Origin of the sequence: Peribacillus sp. NPDC096379 (assembly GCF_044762875.1) — a bacterium.
GTDB lineage: Bacteria > Bacillota > Bacilli > Bacillales > DSM-1321 > Peribacillus.
This window is the reverse complement of record NZ_JBIWFD010000004.1, coordinates 1-16,728: the sequence shown is the minus strand read 5'-3', so window position 1 is coordinate 16,728 and position 16,728 is coordinate 1. Positions and strand designations below refer to the sequence as shown.

General features: G+C 35.9%; 18 protein-coding genes, 1 tRNA gene and 1 rRNA gene. 14 read left to right on the top strand and 6 right to left on the bottom strand.

What is annotated here, in order from left to right; translation table 11 throughout:
• The first annotated feature begins 38 nt into the window (after positions 1 to 38).
• From ACIQZI_RS17305 to ACIQZI_RS17285, 5 genes are all read left to right on the top strand, one after another.
• Positions 39 to 437, top strand: a complete 399-nt coding sequence (locus ACIQZI_RS17305; RefSeq protein ID WP_403075297.1) for a hypothetical protein — start codon at positions 39 to 41, stop codon at positions 435 to 437.
• A gap of 946 nt (positions 438 to 1,383) precedes the next feature.
• Entirely contained in the window at positions 1,384 to 1,698 is a 315-nt protein-coding gene (locus ACIQZI_RS17300) for a thioredoxin family protein (RefSeq protein WP_403075295.1), read from the top strand.
• A 482-nt stretch (positions 1,699 to 2,180) separates the two neighbouring features.
• Positions 2,181 to 3,998 (top strand): glucose PTS transporter subunit IIA, encoded by a 1,818-nt coding sequence (locus ACIQZI_RS17295; protein WP_403075292.1) that lies wholly within the window; start codon positions 2,181 to 2,183, stop codon positions 3,996 to 3,998.
• A 194-nt stretch (positions 3,999 to 4,192) separates the two neighbouring features.
• Entirely contained in the window at positions 4,193 to 4,375 is a 183-nt protein-coding gene (locus ACIQZI_RS17290; protein WP_056524041.1) for a hypothetical protein, read from the top strand.
• Between the two features lie 68 nt (positions 4,376 to 4,443).
• Positions 4,444 to 4,575, top strand: a complete 132-nt coding sequence (locus ACIQZI_RS17285; protein ID WP_403075289.1) for a DUF6254 family protein — start codon at positions 4,444 to 4,446, stop codon at positions 4,573 to 4,575.
• Positions 4,576 to 4,710: 135 nt separating this feature from the next.
• On the opposite strand, the gene ACIQZI_RS17280 is transcribed toward ACIQZI_RS17285, so the two are convergent.
• Entirely contained in the window at positions 4,711 to 4,878 is a 168-nt protein-coding gene (locus ACIQZI_RS17280; RefSeq protein ID WP_172796890.1) for a hypothetical protein, read from the bottom strand.
• Between the two features lie 234 nt (positions 4,879 to 5,112).
• Between ACIQZI_RS17280 and ACIQZI_RS17275 the strand changes: the two genes are divergently transcribed.
• From ACIQZI_RS17275 to ACIQZI_RS17255, 5 genes are all read left to right on the top strand, one after another.
• Positions 5,113 to 6,078 (top strand): bile acid:sodium symporter family protein, encoded by a 966-nt coding sequence (locus ACIQZI_RS17275; protein ID WP_403075286.1) that lies wholly within the window; start codon positions 5,113 to 5,115, stop codon positions 6,076 to 6,078.
• A 259-nt stretch (positions 6,079 to 6,337) separates the two neighbouring features.
• Entirely contained in the window at positions 6,338 to 7,477 is a 1,140-nt protein-coding gene (locus ACIQZI_RS17270) for a histidine kinase N-terminal domain-containing protein (RefSeq protein ID WP_403075283.1), read from the top strand.
• 650 nt (positions 7,478 to 8,127) lie between these two features.
• Complete coding sequence (locus tag ACIQZI_RS17265) at positions 8,128 to 8,328, top strand: cold-shock protein (RefSeq protein WP_028393766.1); 201 nt, start codon at positions 8,128 to 8,130, stop codon at positions 8,326 to 8,328.
• A 256-nt stretch (positions 8,329 to 8,584) separates the two neighbouring features.
• Positions 8,585 to 9,145, top strand: coding sequence for a hypothetical protein (locus tag ACIQZI_RS17260; RefSeq protein WP_403075279.1), 561 nt, complete (start codon positions 8,585 to 8,587; stop codon positions 9,143 to 9,145).
• A gap of 387 nt (positions 9,146 to 9,532) precedes the next feature.
• Complete coding sequence (locus ACIQZI_RS17255) at positions 9,533 to 10,012, top strand: C40 family peptidase (protein WP_403075277.1); 480 nt, start codon at positions 9,533 to 9,535, stop codon at positions 10,010 to 10,012.
• Positions 10,013 to 10,255: 243 nt separating this feature from the next.
• Here the strand turns inward: ACIQZI_RS17255 and ACIQZI_RS17250 are convergent, their stop codons facing one another.
• The 3 genes from ACIQZI_RS17250 to ACIQZI_RS17240 all read right to left on the bottom strand — a co-directional run bounded on the left by ACIQZI_RS17250 (position 10,256) and on the right by ACIQZI_RS17240 (position 12,101).
• Positions 10,256 to 10,795 (bottom strand): GDYXXLXY domain-containing protein, encoded by a 540-nt coding sequence (locus ACIQZI_RS17250; protein ID WP_403075275.1) that lies wholly within the window; start codon positions 10,793 to 10,795, stop codon positions 10,256 to 10,258.
• Positions 10,785 to 11,846, bottom strand: a complete 1,062-nt coding sequence (locus ACIQZI_RS17245) for a DUF2157 domain-containing protein (RefSeq protein ID WP_403075272.1) — start codon at positions 11,844 to 11,846, stop codon at positions 10,785 to 10,787. Before ACIQZI_RS17245 ends, ACIQZI_RS17250 begins: the two co-directional genes overlap by 11 nt.
• 182 nt (positions 11,847 to 12,028) lie before the next feature.
• Positions 12,029 to 12,101: transfer RNA gene (locus ACIQZI_RS17240), tRNA-Ala, on the bottom strand.
• A gap of 580 nt (positions 12,102 to 12,681) precedes the next feature.
• Here ACIQZI_RS17240 and ACIQZI_RS17235 point away from each other — a divergent pair.
• Positions 12,682 to 13,287, top strand: a complete 606-nt coding sequence (locus tag ACIQZI_RS17235; protein ID WP_403075269.1) for a DUF421 domain-containing protein — start codon at positions 12,682 to 12,684, stop codon at positions 13,285 to 13,287.
• Between the two features lie 59 nt (positions 13,288 to 13,346).
• Here the strand turns inward: ACIQZI_RS17235 and ACIQZI_RS17230 are convergent, their stop codons facing one another.
• Positions 13,347 to 13,721, bottom strand: a complete 375-nt coding sequence (locus ACIQZI_RS17230) for a nucleotide excision repair endonuclease (protein ID WP_403075266.1) — start codon at positions 13,719 to 13,721, stop codon at positions 13,347 to 13,349.
• A gap of 145 nt (positions 13,722 to 13,866) precedes the next feature.
• Here ACIQZI_RS17230 and ACIQZI_RS17225 point away from each other — a divergent pair, with 145 nt between their 5' ends.
• Positions 13,867 to 14,169, top strand: a complete 303-nt coding sequence (locus tag ACIQZI_RS17225) for a type II toxin-antitoxin system HicB family antitoxin (RefSeq protein WP_403075263.1) — start codon at positions 13,867 to 13,869, stop codon at positions 14,167 to 14,169.
• A 70-nt stretch (positions 14,170 to 14,239) separates the two neighbouring features.
• Here ACIQZI_RS17225 and ACIQZI_RS17220 read toward each other — a convergent pair whose 3' ends face one another.
• Positions 14,240 to 14,968, bottom strand: a complete 729-nt coding sequence (locus ACIQZI_RS17220; RefSeq protein ID WP_253722749.1) for an MgtC/SapB family protein — start codon at positions 14,966 to 14,968, stop codon at positions 14,240 to 14,242.
• A 139-nt stretch (positions 14,969 to 15,107) separates the two neighbouring features.
• Between ACIQZI_RS17220 and ACIQZI_RS17215 the strand changes: the two genes are divergently transcribed.
• Together ACIQZI_RS17215 and ACIQZI_RS17210 are read left to right on the top strand one after the other, a co-directional pair.
• Complete coding sequence (locus tag ACIQZI_RS17215; protein ID WP_403075260.1) at positions 15,108 to 15,998, top strand: DMT family transporter; 891 nt, start codon at positions 15,108 to 15,110, stop codon at positions 15,996 to 15,998.
• A 653-nt stretch (positions 15,999 to 16,651) separates the two neighbouring features.
• Positions 16,652 to 16,728: ribosomal RNA gene (locus ACIQZI_RS17210) — 16S ribosomal RNA — on the top strand; the annotation flags it as partial.

Here is a 16,728-nt window from a genome sequence, read left to right as displayed (position 1 = left end):
TATGATGAACTATCAATAGATGGAATGAGGGGAAAGAATTGAAAAATAGCGAGAATAACTTGATTACAAGAGACAAGCTGGCTCAATTCATTGAGCTAAGTCGCAAGAAAAAGGAAATAGAAACTCAATTAGATGATTTAAAAAATGACTTTAATCAACACTTTGATCAATCAGTCGGAAAACTTGTTAAAGGTGATCTGATGATAAGTGATTACAAAGTGCAAAGACAAATAAGAACAACAGAAAAGTTTGATCAAGAAGTTACAGTTCATAGATTAGAAGAGTTGAATTTAACAGATCTTATTCAGAAAAAACCGGATGAAGGGAAGATAAAATCTGCCATACATCTACGTTTATTGAGTGAAGAGGATTTAGCAGGCTGCATAAGCAAAAGTTTTTCGCAGGCTATTTATGTGAAACAGGTAGATTCAAAATAAGAATGGCTTCGGGGACACTATTAAACTATTTTTAATGATAAAGTGTGTAGAGTTACGGATAGCCCCTTTTGGACTACGTCTATTTACGAGATATTAAGAACCTTGCAGCTTACACTATTCACTTTTGAAAAATCAGAAATCACAGTCGAATAAAAAGGGGCTAAATGTAACGTAGGTATCGAAAATGATGCTTCTTTTTTCTGTTTATCCCGGTTTAACAGGCTGTAAAACCCCCACCTCAATTTTTGTGAGAGAATCAAGAAATAAATAGGTGTGGGATAAACAGCCTGTAAATCCCCGATTGGTGAGATACAGTGAAACTTACCGATGCGTAAGCAGAGGTTTAGTTGAACCAATCGGGTTCGTAGTGTCGCTTTATCGGAGATTTAGCGACAGTAGAACGGGACTAACCATCAGTGGGGGATGAAAAAACCTCCCACTGATGGAAGTTTTACTTTATCAGCCAGATCCCATCGAACTACTATATGAACAGATCATTGGTTAGAACTTTATCATTTAACAGAGAGAATCCAGACGGAATCTTAGTATAGATGAATCTAGCAATAGTTCTTTTCGATGATCAGAACAAGCGAGATTCAAAGTATCTACAAACACATACTCGTTTCCTTGCTAAACATTTAATTAGCATGATAAACTACTAAATGTACCGAATAGTAGGTACATGAATATATCATCAGTCAATAAGCCTTAATAATTTTTCTAACAGACCGTAAGTGCGTGTTCAAAATGGAAGATAAAAAGAGCCGAGAAGTTCTGCGAGCGATCGCCTTGAGACCTTTCGCGTATATAATAATACGTGAGGACCGGAGAGACAGAGCTTTGATGCAATTCGCAAGTTTTTTTACCGGACTTTTTGAGCAAACTCTGTAAGTAAAGAAAGAAAAAATTGTATAATAAGATAGAGGAACTCATAGGAGGAGAAAACATGAAACAAATCAAAACTGAGCAAGAATATCGTGAACAGATCAAACAAGATGAAGTAACGATTGGCGTGTTTACGACAACTTGGTGCCCAGACTGCAAACGTTTAGATATGTTCATTGATGAAATTACAGATGAGCATCAAGATAAACAATGGTTTACAATTGACCGCGACGAGTTCCCAGAAATTTCAGAGGAACAAAGTGTAATGGGAATCCCTTCACTGTTAGTCTTTAAAAATGGCGAAAAGCTGTCTCATTTGCACAGCGCTAACGCCAAAACGCCAGACGCAGTTAGAGAATTCTTAAACAATTTATAAGAGGTTTTCTTTTGGGACATGGGGTCCTTTCTTTCCGAGGAACCTCATTTCTTGGGAATCTTTCTATGAAGTAATAATAGTGAAAAGCGAAGTGGGATATATTCCACTTCTTTTTTTTATGTGCCAGCATGTGTGCAGTCTATGGGGGAAAGAAAAAATAAAAGTGGGAAATCGCTTTCTATTTGTTTGTTTAATAAACAAATTAAAGATATAATAAATTGTAATATTTCAATAGTCAGTCAAATGATAGAAAACGTTTTCGCTTGGTTAGTAAGAAAATTGCGTGGTCAAGATTACTTGTTATGTCCAAAGAATGATGATTTTTGTTTAAAAGCCTAGGTTAGGTAAGTTAAATAAAAGAAAAATTTAAGGCGGAATTTTTACTGGTAAAGCAAACTTATTGAACAGTGGCTTATTGTAGAGTTTGACTGATTGATTTAAGGTTTTCTTTTTTGAATAGAGTAAGTAAAGGGGCGCATCATATGAATGATCAACAGTTTGTTAAGAAAATCCTTCAACAAATTGGGGGAGAAAAAAATGTGTCAAGTCTTGTCACCAGTGCAACAGAGCTCATAATTGAGGTGAAAGATAAGACAAAAGCAAATCAACTTGCCTTGGAAAATACGGAGGGAGTTATTAGTGTAGAAGAAAGAAACGGACATTTTTTAGTAAAAGTAGAGGGCACTGTTGAAAATCTATATAAGGAAATCAACAAATTGGGGGATTTTAATTCAGATGACGAAAAGGAGTCTGTGATGAATAAGGTTTTAGAAATAATCGGGGGAAGCTTCGGACCCATATTGGGCGTGCTTGCTGGTGCAGGGTTGTTATCAGCGTTATTAGCCGTGCTCACTATGCTAGGGTGGGTGTCTACTGAAAGCGGTACCTATGCGATTCTTTCGGCAGCTGGACATGCGGTTTTTTATTTCCTTCCTATTTTTCTTGGAATTACGCTAGCAATTAAACTTGGTGCCAACGCCTATGTCGGTGGTACTATTGGGGCGGCACTTTTGGAGCCGCATTTTACTGATTTAATAGGTAAAGCAGAACATGTAGATTTTATTGGAATCCCTGTAGTGTTAATGAACTATTCCTCTACTGTTTTTCCAATCTTCATTGCTGTTTCTATTTATGCGGTATTAGAAAAATTCTTAAAAAAGGTTATTTACAAAGATATTCAAATGTTTATCAATCCGTTGATCTCATTAGTTATTATTGTTCCATTAACGGTGCTTGTTTTCGGCCCTTTTGGTATGTTTGTCGGAGAGGGTATTGGGGCAGTTATCGAGTTTTTAAGTTCAAAAAGTGGACTTTTAACAGGGGCAGTATTAGGTGCCGTTTGGACTTTCCTTACTCTTTTGGGTCTTCATTGGGCGGTTATTCCTATTGCCATCGCAAATCTTGCGAATGGCCCTGATCCAATTATCGGAATGGCTGCAGCAGCACCTTTTGCCCAAATTGGGATGGCAACTGCGGTGTTATTAAAAACAAAAGATAAGAAATTGAAAACGCTCGCTGGTTCAGCAATCGTGCCTGGTGCATTGGCTGGTACTACAGAAATAATCAATTATGGAATCCTCTTACGATATAAACGAACGATGGTTTATGTAGCAGTGGCAGGAGCTGTTGGAGGCGCTATTAATGGTGCTCTTGGAGCGAAAGTGACCGTTTTTGCTCTCCCAAGTTTATTGTCTATTCCGGCATTTACACCGATCGGATTTTATGTAATCGGTATTATGGTTGCTTTAGTGTTAGGATTCATATTTACGTATATTTTTGGGTTTGAAGATAAAAACAAAAAAGTTTCTACTAAGTCAATATTCGAAACAGATTTAATTAGTGTAAAAAAAGAAACGATTATAAGTCCGTTAAGTGGGGCAATTATTCCTTTAAGCATGTTTAATGATCCACTTTTTTCAACTGAAACAGTAGGGAAAGGAATTGCGATTGAGCCGGAAATAGGAGAGGTAGTTTCGCCGGTAGATGGGTTTGTCTCTACATTGTTCCCAACGGAGCATGCGATTGGAATCACGTCAGAAGATGGAGCAGAAATTTTAATTTTTATCGGCATTGACACAGTGAATTTGAAAGGTCAATATTTTACATCCCATGTCCGGCTCGGAGATAAAGTGAAGCATGGCGATCTGTTGATTGAGTTTGACATAGAAAAAATAAAAGCTGAAGGATATCAAATAACGACTCCTGTTGTCATAACTAATACGAGTCAATATCTTGATGTGACGCATACAAACAACGCGACTGTTCGGGCTAATGAAGACTTACTAACTGTAATTGTGTAATTTATATGGGGGAGCCAATAAATTAGAAATCAACCCATTTGAGAAACTATTTAGGGGTTCACCTATTTAAAATATGTTATTCTTTTTCGCGAAATGTCCTTCATATATGGAGTATATAGTAAAGCTATCTGTTTTAAATCAAGGTATATTTCTTCTTTCTATTCTCATACTAAAGACAAGAAGGAGGGGTATCCATGGCAAAACGAACAAAGAAAAATGATGCGGATCAAAAGAACAAACAAGGATTTGATTCAAGCAAAACGGATTCAGAGTTCTCTCAAGAATTTGGCAGTGCAAACGCTAATCAAGCACATAAAAATAAAGCGAAAAAAGAAAAAGCGTCCAAAAACCAAGGTGAGTGGAAAGGCATGCACTGATTTACATTTGTCAGGCCTGATACATGAAATAAAGATGCCTTCACTTTATGTAAAGGAGACTTATCAAAATGACTCAATCTAAACGACAAGAAGAACGACAATGGAGAGAGCGAAAACAATCGCAAAATCCACATGGCAAAGTCAATTCTTTTGAGCAATTAGCTGAAGGTACGAGAAAAGATGAAACGGAAAACAAGTAAAGCCGTTTAAATTAAGAACCAAGATATTTCTATAATGTCTTGGTTCTTTAACGTTTCGAGGATAAACAAAGGAAAGGCCACAATCATCGTGAGTGACGATTATGACCTTTTTACGATTTGTATATACGTAGTAATCTAAGGCATTTCGTCCTCTTTTACCCGATTCTTAAATGCCTCATGTGTAACAATATCTTCAACTTGTTCAAACTGTCGACTGTGCTCCTTCTCCTCACTCAAGCTATTTGCAGGGAAGTTTCCAGGATGTCCTTTTTCTTTGTGATTAAAATGTTTACCGCGACTCATACTTATTCACTCCTTTCAATACTGACTTCTTTAGTTTGCACCATCTCAAAAAAAGTATCCCAGAATAGCTTATCGCTCCTTGAATAAATAGTGTTTCAAAGGAAGATGTCTGTCTAATGAATGAAACCGCTAACAAATATTCATGCAAATTTAATTATTTCGAATATTGTATTTATTTGTTATTTGACTTATACTATAGCAAGATATTAAATACACGGAAGGGTTTTGGTTATTATGAAAACTTTAGAACGAATCAGTCAATTTGTGGGGAAAACCTTTGCTATTTGGGTGCTTGTATTTGCCGCATTTGCCTTTTTTGCACCATCTGGATTTACATGGATTGCACCTTACATTACGATCTTATTAGGAATTATCATGTTTGGCATGGGGTTAACTCTTTCTGGTAACGACTTTAAAGAAGTGTTTAAAAGGCCGAAAGATGTTTTTATCGGCGTAATAGGCCAATTTATCATCATGCCGGGTCTTGCTTTTGCTTTAGCAAAAGGTTTGCAGCTACCACCGGAAATTGCAGTGGGTGTAATATTAGTCGGTTGCTGCCCAGGGGGCACTTCGTCAAACGTTATGACATATCTCGGAAAAGGAGATGTCGCATTATCAGTTGCAGTTACATCGGTTACAACTGTTCTTGCACCAATCGTAACACCAGCTCTTATTTTATTACTTGCCAGCCAATGGGTACCAGTAGATCCAAGCGGACTCTTTCTTTCAATTGTTAAAATTGTCATACTCCCAATCGTGCTAGGTTTAATTGTGAAAAAATTATTTAATAAACAAGCACAAGCGAGTGCTAAAGCGCTACCTCTCATATCTGTTATTGCAATCGTAGCTATTGTGACAGCCGTTGTATCTGTTAGCCAGCAACAAATTGCCAAAACTGGATTAGCCATTTTCGCTGTTGTTATTCTTCATAACTTACTTGGTTACTTGCTAGGGTACTTGTTCGGTAAACTCTTTAAAATGAATTTATCTAAGAAAAAAGCCATTGCAATCGAAGTGGGTATGCAGAATTCTGGCTTAGGTGCTGCGATCGCAACCGCACACTTTTCACCAATGGCAGCCGTACCAAGTGCCATCTTTAGCGTTTGGCATAACATCTCCGGACCGATCCTGGCTACGATTTTCAGCCGTATGAAAGAGACAAAAGTAGGAGAAGTAGAAGAAACGATTATTAGTAAATAGAAATGGAATGAACGTATGGAGCCTTCAGCAATATGTTGAAGGTCTTTGTTTTGTATAAATTAATCAGCCAAGCTAAGAGTTAGCGGTTAAAAAAAATTATGTATACAGACCCCTTCAGCTAAATAGAAGGAATAAAATGACACATCAAAGGAATATACATTATTATGTCGCAAAAAGTGCAGGAATTTGATGCATTGTGTCGAATGATTTTAGTATCAGGAAACTTAAAATTTAACAATAGGATGTGGTGGTCAATAATATGGAATCGTCATCGGACCAATTGAAGACTAAAAAAGTATTACTCCAATATTTAGAAGAACATCAATCATTGTTTTTAAATGAATGGAACGAGACCATGATAGTCAATGAAATTGACCCATACAAAGAAACGATTAAAGAAAATGGGTATGAGATGTTTTCTTTGGTCATGAATACAATTAAAGGGTCATTGTCCGAAGAAGTACTTAGGAAATTGGCATACAAGATTGCAACTGAACGCCTTGAAGCAAATATTAATATTGGAGACTTTCTGTACAATATTAATTTAGGGAGAAATATTATGGTCAGAAATATTTTTGGAGCAAATCTTCCTATTCATGATACTCAATTGTTCATTGAAGCCATCAACAAACACTTCGATACATTCAGCTATCATGCCGTGACAAGATATACAAATTTAAAAGATGATGTGATAGACGAAAAAGATACTTTTATAAGCGAAAATCACAAAGATAAATTAGCGGTCTTGGGCCAAATATCATCCAGTTTTGTTCACGAATTCAGAAATCCCTTAACGGCTGTGATGGGGTTTAATAAACTCCTGAAAAAGGAGAACCCCAATCTTAAATATTTAGATATTATAGATTATGAACTAAATCAGTTGAATTTTAGAATTACGCAATTCCTCCACACCTCTAGAGCTGATTTTAACGAAGGACAAAGAGAGCAGATCTCCGTTATGGAATTAATCGAAGAAATCCAACAACTAACTTATGCGAGTATAATCGATGCTAACATAAATGTAGAGATCGTATTTTTTCCGGACTTGTATGTAACGGCGAGCAGGAATGGGTTAAAGCAAGTTTTTCTAAACCTTTTTATGAATTCTATCGATGCATTAAAGAATAAAGAACAGCCGAGAAAATTGATTGTACACGCCTTCACTGAGCGGAATGAATTGGTGATAAGCATATCAAATAACGGGCCTGCCATTGCTAGTGAAATCACAGAATCAATTTTCGAGCCTTTTTTCACAACGAAAGAATTAGGAACAGGAATCGGACTTTACGTTTGTAAGAAAATTATAGAAAGTAATGATGGTTATATGAAATGTGTGTCTAATGGTGATTTAACAACATTCAGCATACATTTTCTCGATAGTAAAATGATGGATGACTAAGTGTGCAAAGGAATACGACAGTCAAAAAGGTAGTTTCGTAATAAGATGCTCCTGCTATGCACATATAGAACAATAGTGTCCATCCAAAATGGTTCAGGGGAGATTAGGGCGTGAAACAAAGTAATCGTACCTATTCAAATGGTTGCAGCTTCTACAAGTAGATGAAACTAATTATTTGAAAAATGATTGTAAAAGAAAAATAAGCAAAAGAATAGGGATTTGCCATGATGATTATAGGCATAATCGTTTACCAGTTTGCATTATTTCCGATTAAACTTATAGGTAAAGTTTAAATATTTTTGCCGAATTCCGTTTGAACAGTGAATCTCTTTGCTTACATGGCTCACAGAGGAATATGGATAAGGAAGGGATTGCTGATGTTCTTTATGTTTTTATCCATAATTTTGCCAAGGTACCGTTTCCTTCAGAAATAAATAGAAAACAATACTCCGAATAAATGTTAAACAACTATGAGTAGAATGAGTAATCATGTGAAATGATTTGCATTTGTTTACATTACCTGTTATGATAAAGAAGAATTATTTTTGTTCGGTGAAAAGGATTGTATAAGTTCAACTTTTCGTCTTAATGATCACTTTGGGCAGGGATAGTAATACATTGTGTGTTTTTCACACTAGGAGGCAACAAAAATGGAACAAGGTACAGTTAAATGGTTTAATGCAGAAAAAGGTTTTGGATTTATCGAGCGTGAAAATGGAGACGACGTATTCGTACACTTCTCTGCTATTCAAAGTGAAGGCTTCAAATCATTAGACGAAGGTCAAAAAGTAACTTTTGAAGTAGAACAAGGTCAACGTGGACCCCAAGCTACAAACGTTCAAAAAGCTTAATATTGACAATATATAAACCAGACTCTTTAATTAGAGTCTGGTTTTTTTATTTTATCCCGAATTTGGGCCATAGTTTTGTTCGGTCATTATTGCACTCATCTATCTACAGGAAATTCTTAAATATACAACGGATTTGGATAGGGACTATACATATTACCTATTCATATTCTAAGAATAGAGATATTTAACATGGCACAATGTCATTGCATGATACATATAAATACAGTGAAAATGATTATATGGAAGGGGCAACATTATGAATAAGGAATTGTTTACTCATATGATTGGTAAAGTGCTCAGGTTAGATAGAGGTGGGCCGGAATCTCGGATAGGAATATTATTAGGCATTACAGATGACCATTTAGCGATATTAACAGAGCAAGAAGGAGTTGTATACTATAAAACAAATCATATCAAGAGTATTACAGAAAATGTGAAAAAAGGATTAGATTTTAATCTAGAGATCCCCGAAGGTTTTTCATATAAAACTGCTCCTACATTTAAAAGTTTACTAGGCGATCTGAAGTCTCAATGGGTGAACATTAACCGTGGCGGACCTGAGAGGCTTGAAGGTGTGCTTTTTGATATTAATGATGAATTCGTTACGCTAATTTTTAACGAAGAAGTTATTCGCTTGGCAATGTTTCATATTCGCAGTATTAGTTATGGGGTAAAAGTAGAAAAACAAAAGAAAGAGGAGGGGAATTCAGGGAATAACAAAGATGATAAATCGGATGAAAAGTCAGGAAAGAATAAGGATAATAAATCGGATGAAAAGTCGAAAAAAAGTAAGGATAATAAATCAGAGAAAAAGTAGTGTACAAAAAACAGTCGCTTCTGGTATAGAAGCGACGTTTGTGTATAAGGACGCCCCTAATGTGATAAAGCGGAATTTTCCATTGTGATTTATTCACTGAAACTGATGCAAATTAAAAAAACAACTAGCCAATGCTAATTAATTAAAAACAAATAAAGGTAAAGAAACAACTAAATAAAGAGTCAGTTACCCAAGTTCAACTAAATGAAGAACAAGAATTTTTATATAGGGTAGTAGAAAGAACGAACTAAGTAGAAATAATCCATCGGACCTTAGAAGTTTTGTACATAAAAAATTGAAGAGAGAAAAGGAAAATCTAAGTATCAAAGGGAAAGTTCATCATATATTTAAAGTTGTGACTTATTTTAAGGTTGGGGAGGAAAAAGAATGAGTTTTCGTTTACCAGTTTTAAAGTGGCTTGTAGCAGTATTATTATTTGTGGTTTTGATCGTAGCGTTTATTTTTGGACCAGCTAATGCATCAGCATCTATCAATTATGGCGATGAAGTTGCGGCTGTAGCAGAGACTTATGTGGGAAGTCCTTATAAATATGGTGGGACGACTCCTAAAGGATTCGATGCAAGCGGGTTTACTCAGTATGTTTATAAAGATGCAGCGACAGAGATGAAGATTCCGAGAACAAGTGCTGAACAATATAAGACTGGGGAATCTATTAAGCAAGAACACTTAAAAACAGGTGATTTGGTATTCTATGTTACAGGAGAAAAAGGAAAAGTCTCTTTTGTTGGCATTTATAATGGTGATGGTGCATTTATCGGGAGCACTACAAAAGGTGTAAAAATTGTTAAAATGAGCGATAAATACTGGAAGGATCGATATATGGGGGCTAAACGGATTATTAAGTAAAGTTCGATATATATTCATATATAGTGGGGCAACAAGTCAAGTTAGGTGTAACCAAGGTTCATCTATTATTAAGGACAAAAAGAGCATCGAATCCGATGCTCTTTTTGCTAGTTACAATGAATGGAGTAGTTGACTTTCAGGATTTTCATAATGAATGATCATATATCATCAACCATTCACCTTATATTAGGTGTTAAATTAGGGAGTGATAACGAGTATTATCCAATTTGAAAATTTGTTCAATCACTCAACAGTAATCTTCGTCAATACTGCATGCCCATTTTTCACTTTTACCAAGGCTACTGCAGGTTTAATAGTGGCGGCAGTTTCCATTTCTTTTGCCTTTTCTTCAGAAGCGTAATAATTGTCTAGACCATATCTCACTTGAATAGTTGCAGCTTTTTCTAGTTCGTATGGAATTTCTAATTTTCCGTTTAGATACATGCCGTTGCTAGGTTTTTCTTTTGTTACAAGGTCGACCTTGTATAGGCCATCGCTATCTTGTTTTAGCCGTACATACACTTTTTTGTAATCACCAATATTCTTCCTTTTGAAATCGGATACAATCGAGTCATCTAGCTGTGACAGTTTAAGGGATTCTATCTCGTAATGTAAATTTACATAGTTACCTCTGAATAAATCTGTCGGATCGACTGGAGCGGTTTGTAGTTTGATTTCTTCTCCGGTCAAAGTCGTCCAGACGGGAGGAGTCGCCAAAACTAATAAAATCAAGACCGGAATGGAAAATACGATGAGTGGTTGAAAAAGTCGCTTATTCTTCAATTCGATCTCCTCCTTTTTTTCGTTGTTTTTCAAAAAAGAAGCCAAAACCGATCAGAATCATACCGCCGATGATAAAGGTAAGTGATTTCGGTAGGAAGTCAAAGGAGTCAAGATAATATCTAAAAATCAACGCACATATTATGACAATACTAGTCAAACTTCCTTTATGGATGAGGTAAAGAAGAAAAATAAAATAAGCTAAAGGGAACCATAAAGAAAATTCAAAGGTAAGAAATATAGCTGTAATCCCGTGCAAAAGATGCCCCTGTATATGTGTGGTTCTTTGTAACTTAGATGGAACTGGAATATATACCAGTACTATGCCCAGTATAAACAGGGTGGCAAGGATGACTGTATCCGATTTGTGAAAAATGAACTTCGGTATAAATTCTATTAGGAATAAGGCGATGGTATTGATGGCTAAAACGTTAATCAAAAAGGTCAAGAGCTTAGGGTAATCGAATTTTTTTAATAGGACGTATAAAGCTGGTAAAAACACAAGAATGGCAAGCGGATAGGACGTTTCATCAAGGAATATACTTCCGTTTAGATAAATGAAAAGCAGGACGGAAGTGAAAAGAAGTATGGCGATATCCTTTAAATAGTGGCCAATGAATATCGCTCCGATGGCCCATAATAAAAAGGAGCTGTTAAAATTAATACTGATGTTAAACATCTGTTCAATTAGAAAAATACCTGCTCCAAATATCAAAATACCGACATAATGCAAACTTCTTGCTGTTTTCGGAAAGCGTGTCTGCCATTTTACCCCTGTGAAATTCACCCCAATTAGACACGCGATAATAATCAGCAATTTTCCACCTTTACTTATATAAATCCAGTTGCTTGCTACGAAGGTTAATATACCTAGACCTAAAAGAAGTGCCCCGATAGCTAATAAAATAGTAATGAAATTTAATCCAACCCTTACATCATAGGAATTTAAAATTTTCTCTTGATCTTTCTTGGAGATAATACCTCCAGTTTCAAGGTACTTTAGTTCGTGTTCAAGAAAAACAAACTGTTTTTTCGTTATTTCCTTTTTGCTCAAAGTGACCCCTCCTTCCATCTTCTTCTATTATACAAGTTGAAAAGCAAATGATGAATGTAATTGGTGGAGAAATGATTTTTTTAGTGGTCAATTTGTGATCTTTTAGGTTGAAGCAGATAAATAGCAAAAAAATGCCCAATCTCTTGTTTACCATGAGATTGAGCATTTGTTCTCTTTTATTATGGAGACTAGCGGGATCGAACCGCTGACCTTTTGGCTGCCAGCCAAACGCTCTCCCAGCTGAGCTAAGCCCCCGTTAAAGTATATTTATAATTTTATCTATTTTTCTGAAAAAGTCAATGGGTTTTTACTAGAAAAATTTCTTTGTGTTTATCTTTCTGGAACTAAGTTGAATTGAATCACCCTTGTAAAGGGTTTTGAGGAAGAAATCTGAAAAATTTAGTGAAAAATCATCTCGATTGCATAGGCTTTTATATTTCCATTGCTAGATTTTTCGCTTTAAGAGGATGTTCAAAAAGTCCGGTAAAAAAGCTTACGAATTGAATCAAAGCTCTGTCTCTCTGGTCCTCGAGACTATCGCTCGCAGAACTTCTTGGCTCTTTTTATCATCCTTTTTGAACAAGCACTTTAAGACTTTCCCTTTAGAAAGCGATATGAAGAAAATTGATGGATTAAATAAAGGTCGTCGTAGAGGTCCAAATCCAGATGAAGTTTATCCGACCATTTGATTTTTAACAATATTAGTGGATGAGTATATCCTAAAAAGCGTCTGGCTCTTTGGGTTAGGACAGGCTGTTCCAGTAATGAACAGTATAGTAATTCTTAACATGGTTATCATATCACTATCCGTGAATCTGACAGGTAGGGGACATACATGAATCTAATAATTGTTTGGGAAGCGGTCGTTCTGGTGATAACTGGTATACTACTATTGAGGGTAATGGGCCGAAAATCAGTTGCACATATGACATTATCCCAGACGATGGTCATGGTTTCGATCGGAACCATTATTGCTCATCCGATTGTTGAGCATAGCGTAATAAAAGCGATCATTGTGGGTGGAGTGTTTGTTGTGACACTTGTAATAATAGAATATCTTCAAGTTAAATTTAATGGTTTAGAAAAATTTTTAACTGGAAAGTCTCGGGTCGTCATTGAAAATGGAATGGTGAAAGTGGATAACTTAAAGAAGCTTCGACTTACGGTGGACCAATTAGAAATGCAGATGCGCAATAAAGGACTCACGAATTATCATGATATTAAAATAGGAACGATTGAACCGAATGGGCAATTGGGCTATGAGTTAAATGATGATGCCAAGCCGCTTACAGTCGGGCAATTTAAACAGATGATGGCGACCTTTGCTACTCAGAATCCCACCGTGCCATCTTCTGAAAATGAAACTGTTAAAAAAGAAGAATCAAATATATTTCAAGAAATTAATCAACCAAACAAAGGTAACCCGCCGTTTCTAAAGTAAGTTAATAATTGATTATATCAAAAAAAGCTGAGTGCAAGTGCAATCAGCTTTTATCCATTTTATCTAAAAAAAACTTTATCTACATTATATGCCGCTTCAAGTTTATTAATGATATACGTTTCATAAATTTCACGGTCTGTCGGATCTTCCACATAGCAAATCTCAATTCTGGATACTTCGTTTCTATGCAGTTTGATCGGTGAAACGGAATCTTCGAAGTGCTTCTTGATTCTTTGGCGTAGCTTTCTAGCTTTCCCAACGAAAAGTAATTGTCCCTCGTTGTTAAAGAACGTAAAGATTCCACCTTTATCTCTTGGAATCAGGTGAAAGTCAATAAAACCGTAAATATCAGGAATGATTGGCTCGTCCCCTTCTACGATTTGTTTACGCTGTTTAATGGTTAGATCTGCTGTAGGGATTGTAATATTAATCATGAACAGTCACTTCCTCTATTTAATAAAGATAAATGGTATCATAAGTAAAGAAGAAAAGCTATTTGAGAAAAAAATCAATATCAAGTATGTTGTGGTAAGTTTATTTTGCTACAATAATGAACTAGAGCGTTGAAGGGAGATAATTATGACACAATATCCAGTGATTTATTATTATGAAGCAAGAGTGATGAAAGAAGATTATACAATTCATGTGGTTTTTCCGGATCTGAAAGCAGTGGGATTATCGGCTTCTACAGCTGGAAATGATCTAGAGGATGCAAGAGAGGCAGCCCAGGATTTATTGGCCATTGCGATAGACATGGCGGCAGACGAAGGGAAAACCTTGCCAGAAGTAACTCCAATTGAGAGAGTCGATATTGCGCAATTTTACGTAGAAGAAGAAGTAGGAAAACCATTTCGAATAGAAGTAGAATATATTTCAGTATAAGGAAAAGCGGATGTTCTTAAAGATGCGGGTTCTGTCCATTTGTTTAGGACAGCCGCTTTTCCTTATTCAATCATAAGTTTTCAATTTCTACTTTTGAGATTTCTTCAAATGTCGACACAAAATAATAGACGTCAGTCGTTTTTCGTTTTGTATCTACTAGGACTAGAAGTTGGACATAATGAAGATCGTCTTCAAGATCGTTAATACGAATATTTTTAACGAAAATATTATCCTCTTTAATTTTTTTCATGACGGTGGAGATATCATATTTGTTTGGAATCATCAATTTTAACATAATTTCCTTTTGCCGAAACTGTTTTGGTCCTATTAAGGAAACTAGCCAAGGGATAAGTTCGACACTAATGATTAATAAAATGACACCTGCAGTTGCTTCGATAAAGAATCCTGCGCCAACTGCTATCCCAATCCCTGCTGCCCCCCAAATAATTGCAGCGGTGGTTAACCCGGAAATACTATTATTATCGCGTCTGAGAATGACTCCTGCCCCGATAAAACCAATGCCTGAAACAATTTGTGCTGCAAGTCTAAGTGGATCCATCGTAATATTCACGTGATCGCTGCCTGTAAACGTATAAGCCGACTCAATCGAGACAACCGTAAGCAAACAGCTGATAATGGAGATAACTAGGCTCGTCTTCAAGCCAACAGGTTTTCGTTTAATTTCCCGTTCTAAACCGATTACTAAGCCCAGTAAAGCCGATACCCCGAGCTTTACTAAAATTTGTGCTTCTGAACTTAAATTTAAAAACCAATCCATGGCCATATCATCACCATTCATATGAAATTTTCTGTTACTATGTATTTGGTGGGCTATACCCTATACAAGGTTTCTTAAACGTATAGGTCCTCTAATTGTTAAAAAAGCGTACAATCTAACAGTATTACTTTCTATTATAAGTCTGAAAAGAGGAATTACTATGCTTCAACCTAAAATAAACCCTTATTTTGTATTATTACTTGCAGTAACATCTATTTCATTGTCAGCTATATTTGTCAAATTAGCCTCAGCACCATCAGGCGTTATTGCGTTTTATCGATTATTTTTCACAGTAGTAATCATGCTACCGTTCTTTCTGGTGAAATATCGTCACGAACTGAAACGTATAAATAAGAAAGACTGGCTACTTTCTAGTATCGCTGGAATATTTCTAGCGTTTCATTTTATCTTATGGTTCGAATCGTTAAATTACACATCCGTAGCTAGTTCGACGGTTCTTGTAACACTTCAACCGTTATTTGCTTTCGTTGGCGCCTATTTCTTTTTTAAGGAACGGTTTTCAGTGCGAGCGATCTTAAGTAGTGTAATCGCAATTGGTGGAAGCCTTGTTATTAGCTGGGGAGATTTCAAGATTAGTGGAATGGCCTTGTTTGGTGATATGCTCGCACTTATAGCCTGTGCTTTAATAACGGCCTATTTATTAGTAGGACAAACCGTAAGAAAAAGAATCTCCTCTATTACATACACCTTTGTTGTATACGGTATAAGCATGGTTACTTTATTTATTTATGTACTAGCAAAAGGAGAACCACTCGGTCCATATCCGGCAACAGACTGGATTCTATTTATCCTATTAGCTATTTTCCCAAATCTACTAGGGCATTCTCTGCTAAATTGGTCACTAAAATGGCTCAGTACAACAACTATTTCAATGGCTATTTTGTTAGAACCGGTTGGTGCAACTATTCTTGCTTACTTTATTCTTGATGAAACGGTTGTACTCACACAAATAATTGGTGGGGTTATCATCTTTGCAGGATTAATTTACTTTCTGAATGACGGTAAAAAAAACAAAGAGCGTTCGACTTAGAAAACGACAGTGTTTAAATGTCATCATCTTTTATGGGGGATTTAATAAAGCTAACGTACTCCAACCTATTTATCTTCATGAAAAAAAAGCAGTGTAGTGTTACTGCTTTTTTTTACTATTTGAAAACAAGAGCCACCCACGAAAAAATAAGAGTGAAGGTAGAGTTCGTAGTCGAAGTCTCACTTTCAACTGTTCCATCTCAAACAAAAGGAGTAATAAGTTATATGTGGAAATAAATGAATTATTCCGTCAGCACTAGGCTTATAAAAGAATAGACGAATCGAACTCGTAGTGAATTCTTTACTATTTATGAAGAAATGAATTGAAAATAAATAAGAGAGATGGTTAAATATAAAAAGTGATTAATAAGTGATGTAATCTTTTTTTAGAAAAAGATTAAAAAAGTATTGCAATCATGTTTTTACCGTGATATATTATTTCTTGTCGCTAAGCTAGTAACGAACGCCGACAGCAGTTAATATGAAAAACTTTTCAAAATAATTGTTGACACGGTATGCGAGCTTGTGATAAATTATAGAAGTCGCTTCTGAGAGGAACGGCAAGTAATGCTCTTTGAAAACTGAACAAAACAAAGCGCCAACGTTTTAATTGAAGTGAGTACACACTATAAAAACAATGAGCAAGTCAAACACTTTTTGGAGAGTTTGATCCTGGCTCAGGACGAACGCTGGCGGCGTGCCTAATACATGCAAGTCGAGCGAATGATAGG

Coding starts and splice junctions, on each gene's coding strand:
- ACIQZI_RS17225 (WP_403075263.1), top strand. CDS start 13,867: ATGACACAATATCCAGTGATTTATTATTATGAAGCAAGAGTGATGAAA.
- ACIQZI_RS17290 (WP_056524041.1), top strand. CDS start 4,193: ATGGCAAAACGAACAAAGAAAAATGATGCGGATCAAAAGAACAAACAA.
- ACIQZI_RS17265 (WP_028393766.1), top strand. CDS start 8,128: ATGGAACAAGGTACAGTTAAATGGTTTAATGCAGAAAAAGGTTTTGGA.
- ACIQZI_RS17235 (WP_403075269.1), top strand. CDS start 12,682: ATGAATCTAATAATTGTTTGGGAAGCGGTCGTTCTGGTGATAACTGGT.
- ACIQZI_RS17275 (WP_403075286.1), top strand. CDS start 5,113: ATGAAAACTTTAGAACGAATCAGTCAATTTGTGGGGAAAACCTTTGCT.
- ACIQZI_RS17280 (WP_172796890.1), bottom strand. CDS start 4,878: ATGAGTCGCGGTAAACATTTTAATCACAAAGAAAAAGGACATCCTGGA.
- ACIQZI_RS17285 (WP_403075289.1), top strand. CDS start 4,444: ATGACTCAATCTAAACGACAAGAAGAACGACAATGGAGAGAGCGAAAA.
- ACIQZI_RS17230 (WP_403075266.1), bottom strand. CDS start 13,721: ATGATTAATATTACAATCCCTACAGCAGATCTAACCATTAAACAGCGT.
- ACIQZI_RS17220 (WP_253722749.1), bottom strand. CDS start 14,968: ATGAATGGTGATGATATGGCCATGGATTGGTTTTTAAATTTAAGTTCA.
- ACIQZI_RS17295 (WP_403075292.1), top strand. CDS start 2,181: ATGAATGATCAACAGTTTGTTAAGAAAATCCTTCAACAAATTGGGGGA.
- ACIQZI_RS17300 (WP_403075295.1), top strand. CDS start 1,384: ATGAAACAAATCAAAACTGAGCAAGAATATCGTGAACAGATCAAACAA.
- ACIQZI_RS17255 (WP_403075277.1), top strand. CDS start 9,533: ATGAGTTTTCGTTTACCAGTTTTAAAGTGGCTTGTAGCAGTATTATTA.
- ACIQZI_RS17260 (WP_403075279.1), top strand. CDS start 8,585: ATGAATAAGGAATTGTTTACTCATATGATTGGTAAAGTGCTCAGGTTA.
- ACIQZI_RS17215 (WP_403075260.1), top strand. CDS start 15,108: ATGCTTCAACCTAAAATAAACCCTTATTTTGTATTATTACTTGCAGTA.
- ACIQZI_RS17270 (WP_403075283.1), top strand. CDS start 6,338: ATGGAATCGTCATCGGACCAATTGAAGACTAAAAAAGTATTACTCCAA.